This window comes from Chthoniobacter flavus Ellin428, assembly GCF_000173075.1.
GTDB lineage: Bacteria > Verrucomicrobiota > Verrucomicrobiia > Chthoniobacterales > Chthoniobacteraceae > Chthoniobacter > Chthoniobacter flavus.
Genome location: NZ_ABVL01000057.1, coordinates 1 through 6,131, shown reverse-complemented (window position 1 = coordinate 6,131; position 6,131 = coordinate 1). Strand labels below are relative to the sequence as shown.

The following is a 6,131-nucleotide window of genomic DNA, read 5'->3' as shown; positions in this document are numbered from 1 at the left end:
ACATCGAACACCCAACGCCCAACATCCAATGGGCGCAGCCTCACGTGTGCTTCTTCGATGGTAGCGTCGGCGAACGATTTTCCACAAAAAAAGAGCAATCGCGGCGGTCCCTTCATTGGATGTTGGGCGTTGGGTGTTGGATGTTGGATGTTCCCATCTCCCCTTCTCTTCGCCCTCGACACCGGCCACCCTACGCCCGACATTTCCGCAGCATGAATAAGCCTGTGATTCCGGTCGAAATTCGCACCGTACTCCCGTTCAACTCGGGCCGGGCGGTTTTTATCGGCAACGAGGAAAAGGTATTCGTCATCTATGTGGACGAAAGCGTGGGCGCGGCCATTGCCATGTTCCTGAACGACACTCCCAAGGAACGCCCCCGAGCGCATGAAATGGAAAGTCGAGCGAAGAACGGGCGCGTGATGGTGTTGGAATGGGAGGAGCTCCGCGCGAAAACCCCCGGAAGTCAGAGGTTCTTCGACTCCGCCCATGCTTCCCCGCTCCGCTCAGAATGACGCGTTTTTTTTGGACGCTTCGCGCATCCGCTGCGATCACATCTCGTGAGCGTCGGCCCTGCGGAGGGATGCGCTTACACCCGCACCAGCTCCCACTCGACGGCCAGCTTCTCTTTCAATCTCAGCCACGCATAGCTCGCTGGTGCGCCGCGGTTGGGTCGGGTGATGCAACCGGGATTCAGGAAGCGCACGCCATGGATGGTCTCATCACGCGGGACATGGGTGTGGCCGTGCAGGAAAAAATCGCTGCCCTTGGGCGCGACGCGCGAGGGGATGTGCTCGAGGTGAAAGCGATGCCCGGCGAGTTCGAAATCGAGGGTGAGTGGCCAGGCGGCGCACTCGTCGCAATTGCCGCGCACGACTCGCAATTTCGGGCCGAGCACTTGCAGCGTATCGAGGATCGACGGCATGCACACGTCGCCGAGGTGCCAGATCTCATCGGCATCGGCGATGGCGGCGGAGACGTGTCCCGGCAGGCGATCATGCGTGTCGGAGATGACGGCGATCCGCATGGGAGTGGCAAAAAGTGATCAGTAATTAGTAATTAGTAATCAGTCATTCTTCACTGAATACTGAATACTGACCACTGCTTACTCCCCTACAACCGCCCCGTGGTCGCCTGCACGGCGTAGGAATTCTGCACCACGTCGCGCACGCGGTTGGCGTTGAGCACCTGGTTCGTCTGGTAATCCAGGTTCCCATCCTTGCCGATGATGGCGATGGTGATCTTCTGCTTGTCGGGCACTCCGTAGGCCGCGGCGACGCCCGGGGCCGTTGTTGGCGATGACAAACGGAATGTCCGACATGATGGGGCCGGGTTCGCCGGTGAAAGCGGCGACGAAGATGACCTGCTTGTTGGCGAACTGCTGGTAGATCGTCTTGAGGACTTTCAACTGGGCCTTGAATTCGCGGGCTCTTCGGCGACTTCGCGATGATGAGCACGACCCGGCTGACCGCGCACGCCGCGCAACGACTGGTTTTTGCCGATGCTCGGGAAGGTGAAGTCCGGGGCGAGGCGAACGATGCCGTTGGTCGGCGTCGGAACCGTAGCGTTCGGGGCCTTGGTGGTATTGGTGACGACAGCCCCCGCCGTGGCGAGGCTGGCGATGAGCAGTAAAGCGGGCAGGACGGAACGCATGGCGGGCATCAGACTTTGAGGATATCGGCTTCCTTGGCGTTGACGGCGTCGTCGATCTTCTTGGTGAAGCCGTCGGTCAGTTTCTGGATTTCCTTTTCGTAGCTCTCGAGATCGTCCTCGGTGATCTTGCCGTCCTTCTGCGCTTTCTTCAGGCCGTCGATGCCGTCGCGGCGGGCCGAGCGGATGCGCACACGCGCTTCCTCGGCCATTTGCTTGATGCCTTTGACGAGGTCCTTGCGGCGCTCTTCGGAGAGCGCGGGAATGGGCAGGCGGATGATCTTGCCGTCGACGGCGGGATTGATGCCGATCTTCGATTCCTTGATCGCTCTTTCGATATCCTTGGTGGTGCTGCCGTCGAAGGGCTGGATGACGAGGAGGCGCGGCTCAGGCGTCGTGATGAGTGCGAGCTGCTTCAGCTTCATCTGCGAGCCGTAGGCTTCGACGTCGATATTTTCGACGAGCGCAGGTGATGCCTTGCCGGTGCGGACGGCGGCAAATTCGTGCTGCATGTATTCAAAGCCCTTTTCCATAGAGGCTTCGGTTTCGAGGAGAGTTTCATCGGGATCCATGGCGAAAAATTATTCAGAGGTGACGAGCGTACCCACGGCCTTGCCGAGGACGACGCGCTTGATGTTGTCGGACTTCATCATGTCGAAAACGATAATCGGCATTTTGTTGTCCATGCAAAGGCTGAAGGCGGTGGAATCCATCACGGAAAGCCGCTTGCCGAGCGCTTCACTATAGGTGATCCGGTCGTACTTGGTCGCCTTGGGATCTTTAAAGGGATCCGCAGTGTAAATGCCATCGACCTTGGTCGCTTTCAAGATGACCTCGGCGCCGATTTCATTGGCGCGCAGGGCGGCGGTGGTGTCGGTGGAGAAGAAGGGGTTGCCGGTGCCGGCGACGAAGATGACGATTTTGCGTTCGTTGAGCTGATCAATGGCGCGCCGGCGGATAAAGGGCTCGGCGACGTTGTCCATGCGGATGGCGGTGTGGACGCGAGTGGTCATGCCCATTTGCTCGAGGGCGCTCTGCAGGGCGAGGCCATTGATGACGGTGGCCAGCATGCCCATGTAATCCGCGGTGGCGCGTTCCATACCGCGGTGGTGGGCGGAGAGGCCGCGCCAGATGTTGCCGCCGCCGATGACGACGGCGACTTCGACACCGAGTTCGTGCACTTCCTTGATCTGGGTGCAGACCTGATGGACGATCTCCGGCGAGATATTGTCCATGCTGCCGCGCGCCTTGAGCGCTTCGCCACTCAGCTTGAGGACGATGCGCTTGTATTTGGGCTTGAGACTTTTGGCGTTTTTGGAACGGGCGGTCGGCTTGGGCATCGCGCGCAGATCAAACACGAAGCGCGCGGGACTTGGGAAGGGAAAAGCGCCACGGAGAGTGCTGGAAAAAGAACAAGAGCCAAGTGGCCACCGCCCCGACGAGGCGGGACGAGTGTGGCGCCACTTGGCTCCAGGTTATGAAGCTTGGTCTTTGTTCTTAGAGCATGCTGAACGGCATGGAACGCGCCGCGACCCGGCCGTGTTCGCCTTCGACGTAGCCGCCGGCGAAATCGATGACGCACATGGCGCCGTAGGTAGCGTGGTAGCCCGTGGCCGCTCCGGCGACGTGGTAGCTGCTGCTGAAGATGTTCTTGCGGTGACCGCGGTCGCGGACGCCGTCGTCGACGATGAGGCGGATGACGATCGCGCGGGCGTCATGCACGCCGTAGTCGATGTTCTCGCCGGCCTGGCCGATCTGGCGGCCGAAGCGGGCCATGCGATCCCACGGGAGACTGCCATCGGCGCCGCGGTGGCCTCGGCCGCCGGTGGGGCCGGATTCGAGAACGTAGCTCAGCGCGCCGCGGGACATGCCGGTCGAGGGGGTGAGGGGCGGCAGCGGGCGGGCCTTTTGGAGAAAGTGGACGGCTTCGGCGACGGCGCGGTCTCCTTCTCCACCGTGAGAGTTGCCTGCCTGGCTGGCGACGATCTGGGCGTATTGCTGCGGCGCGGTCCGGGCGAGATTGATTTCGGCAAGAACCTGTTCCGATAAATCGCTGGCGTGAACGGCCAGCGGCGCAAGAGCGAGAACCAGAAGACGCGTAAGAAATTTCACAATTTCTGTAAAGCAGGGTTGATGCCAAGGAGTCATATGCCCTGCTATTGAGAAAATGGAGGAGGTTGTGACGGGGCTTTTGGAGGAACGCTCTTCGGGGTGCTGTGAAATGGATGTAAGGGATTGAAAATCAGATAGAAGCGGATGTGCGCAGGATCGATTCTGCGGTGCAAAACCGAGTGAGTGGAGCTCCTGAATTCGTATAAATACGAATACGAGTTCCGTCGATGCGGAACCTGCTTGGAGGGCGAGCCGCTCAATTTTGAGAAACCCTGCCCGATGAGTGCAAGAAAAAGCGCGCATCGGTTTCCCAATGCGCGCTTTTCTGAAGTTTACTCTGGAAAGGGTGGTCCTTAGCCGCCGACTTCCGCCTTCGCGTCAGCCGCCAGGGCGGTGGAGAGGTAGCGTTCGCCGGTGGAGCAGGCGATCGTCACGATCAGCTTGCCCTTGTTTTCCGGGCGCTTGGCCACCTGGCAGGCGGCCCAGACGTTGGCCCCGGTGCTGATACCGCAGAGGATGCCCTCTTCCTTGGCCAGACTGCGGGCGATGGCGAAGGAGTCATCGTTGGTCACCTGGATGCACTCGACGATCTGCGGGTTCCCCGCGCTGTCCTTGAGGTGCAGGTTCTTCGGAATGAAGCCGGCGCCGAGACCTTGGATCTTGTGCGGGCCGGGCTTGAGCGGCTGGCCGGCGAGGGTCTGCGAGATGACCGCTGAATCCTTGGGTTCCGCGGCAATGGCGACGAAAGACGCTTTGCGGGGCTTGAGGGCTTCGGTGACACCGGTGATGGTGCCGCCGGTGCCGACCGCTGAAACGAGGATGTCGATCTTGCCGTCGGTATCTTCCCACAGTTCCTCGGCCGTGGTCCGTTTGTGAATCTCCGGGTTGGCCGGGTTGTCGAACTGCTGGGGAATCCAGGAGTGCGGCGTGTTCTTGGCCAGCTCCTCGGCGCGGGCGATGGCCCCCTTTCATGCCTTCTGCGCCCGGGGGTGAGCACCCAGCTTGGCCGCCCGAGCATGGCGAGCAGCGTGCGGGCGCTCGAGCGAAAGCCGTCTCCGGGCATGCAGAGGATGAGCTTGTAGCCTTTCGGCGGCGGCGACGAAGGCCAGCGCGGAATGCCGGTGTTGCCCGCTGGTCGGTTCGATGATGACGGTGTCCTTATTGATCACGCCGCGCTTTTCGGCGTCCTCGATCATGGCCATGCCGATACGGTCCTTCACGCTGCCGAGCGGATTGAAGTATTCGAGCTTGAGCGCGACGGTCGTGCTGGGATCCACGCCGAGGCTGGCGGGAATCTTGTTCAGTTTCACCAGGGGGGTGCGGCCGACGGTCTCAATGATGTTGTTGTAGAGTTTACCCATAAGAATTTGTTGGCTGAAGGTTCGTCAGTGAAGGGGTGGTTTTCCTACTCCCCTAGTGGGGATAAGGCAAGATGCTTATATTTTTTACCGGCTCGGACCGAAAGAAACGCATTTTCTTTTTGAATTGCGAAGGCCGAGTGCTACCTCTCCCTCGAACCCAACCCAACCGACTTATGGCCGACCTGCTCAACGCTCAAGACATCAAATCGTGGCTCAAAAAATTGCCCAACTGGGACCACGACAAAAAGCACATCGAACGTGCCTTCGAGTTCGATGACTTTTCGCAAGCCATCGAGTTTGTGAATGGCGTGGCCGAAATCGCCGAGGAAGACGATCATCATCCGGAAATCGACATCCGCTACAGCAAAGTGACGCTGCGGCTTTCGACCCACAGCGAAGGCGGTCTGACCGACCTCGACTTCGAGGTGGCCGAGAAGATCGATACCCTCGTCGACGAATAAGCGACGAGCGCGTGATGTCCGAACCCACGCCCCTCCGCAAGATCGTCAGCGCGCTGGTCGCGCTCGCGCTTGCCGGGGCGGTGTGGTGGTTTGTGGAGTGGCGTAGTGCACCGCCTCCACCGCCCCAGGTGGAGATTCCGGGCAAATAGAGGACGATGCGAACCGTCGGTGTGCTCACGCATTCCGCTAGACGAGGCCCATCGCGGCAGCGTTTTCGAGTGCGGCGCAGCTCCGCCGCTTTGGGAGCCGACTATCGAAAAGCGGCGGAGCACCCTAAGCATTACCCACATCTTTGGTCAGTAGAGACACCGGTGAATTCGGCTGCGGCTCACTGGGAGGGGTCCTCCTCAATTTGCCCGGGATCTCCACCTGGGGCGGTGAAGGCGGTGCACTACGCCACTCCACAAACCACAACACAGCCTCGGCAAGCGCGAGCGCGACCAGCGCGCTGACGATCTTGCGGAGGGGCGTGGGTTCGGACATCACGCGCTCGTCGCTTATTCGTCGACGAGGGTATCGATCTTCTCGGCGACGTCGAAGTCAAGGTCGG

At 60.4% G+C, this 6,131-nt stretch carries 9 protein-coding genes and 1 pseudogene; 3 read left to right on the top strand and 7 right to left on the bottom strand.

Features of this window, described 5'->3' with window-relative positions:
• The coding region (locus CFE428DRAFT_RS40195) for a bifunctional nuclease family protein (protein ID WP_474373880.1) at nt 1-512 on the top strand (512 nt) is incomplete at its 5' end.
• Nucleotides 513-586: 74 nt separating this feature from the next.
• Here CFE428DRAFT_RS40195 and CFE428DRAFT_RS32525 read toward each other — a convergent pair.
• The 7 genes and pseudogenes from CFE428DRAFT_RS32525 to CFE428DRAFT_RS32495 all read right to left on the bottom strand — a co-directional run bounded on the left by CFE428DRAFT_RS32525 (nt 587) and on the right by CFE428DRAFT_RS32495 (nt 5,120).
• Nucleotides 587-1,024, bottom strand: a complete 438-nt coding sequence (locus CFE428DRAFT_RS32525) for a metallophosphoesterase family protein (RefSeq protein ID WP_006984014.1) — start codon at nt 1,022-1,024, stop codon at nt 587-589.
• Between the two features lie 86 nt (nt 1,025-1,110).
• Entirely contained in the window at nt 1,111-1,302 is a 192-nt protein-coding gene (locus tag CFE428DRAFT_RS32520) for a hypothetical protein (RefSeq protein ID WP_042726299.1), read from the bottom strand.
• A 99-nt stretch (nt 1,303-1,401) separates the two neighbouring features.
• Nucleotides 1,402-1,650: a hypothetical protein gene (locus CFE428DRAFT_RS32515; protein WP_157447728.1), complete on the bottom strand. Its 249-nt coding sequence runs from the start codon at nt 1,648-1,650 to the stop codon at nt 1,402-1,404.
• 8 nt (nt 1,651-1,658) lie between these two features.
• Nucleotides 1,659-2,219, bottom strand: a complete 561-nt coding sequence (frr, locus tag CFE428DRAFT_RS32510; RefSeq protein ID WP_006984011.1) for a ribosome recycling factor — start codon at nt 2,217-2,219, stop codon at nt 1,659-1,661.
• Between the two features lie 9 nt (nt 2,220-2,228).
• Nucleotides 2,229-2,987 (bottom strand): UMP kinase, encoded by a 759-nt coding sequence (gene pyrH / locus CFE428DRAFT_RS32505; protein WP_006984010.1) that lies wholly within the window; start codon nt 2,985-2,987, stop codon nt 2,229-2,231.
• A 157-nt stretch (nt 2,988-3,144) separates the two neighbouring features.
• A complete protein-coding gene (locus tag CFE428DRAFT_RS32500; protein ID WP_202797546.1) occupies nt 3,145-3,759 on the bottom strand; it encodes a CAP domain-containing protein in 615 nt (204 codons plus the stop codon).
• Between the two features lie 353 nt (nt 3,760-4,112).
• Nucleotides 4,113-5,120, bottom strand: a pseudogene (locus tag CFE428DRAFT_RS32495) (PLP-dependent cysteine synthase family protein).
• Between the two features lie 173 nt (nt 5,121-5,293).
• Between CFE428DRAFT_RS32495 and CFE428DRAFT_RS32490 the strand changes: the two are divergent.
• Entirely contained in the window at nt 5,294-5,581 is a 288-nt protein-coding gene (locus CFE428DRAFT_RS32490) for a 4a-hydroxytetrahydrobiopterin dehydratase (RefSeq protein WP_006984006.1), read from the top strand.
• A 14-nt stretch (nt 5,582-5,595) separates the two neighbouring features.
• The gene (locus CFE428DRAFT_RS40720) at nt 5,596-5,730 is read left to right on the top strand and encodes a hypothetical protein (RefSeq protein WP_006984005.1); all 135 of its coding nucleotides are present in this window, start codon (nt 5,596-5,598) and stop codon (nt 5,728-5,730) included.
• Nucleotides 5,731-6,131 lie beyond the last annotated feature (401 nt).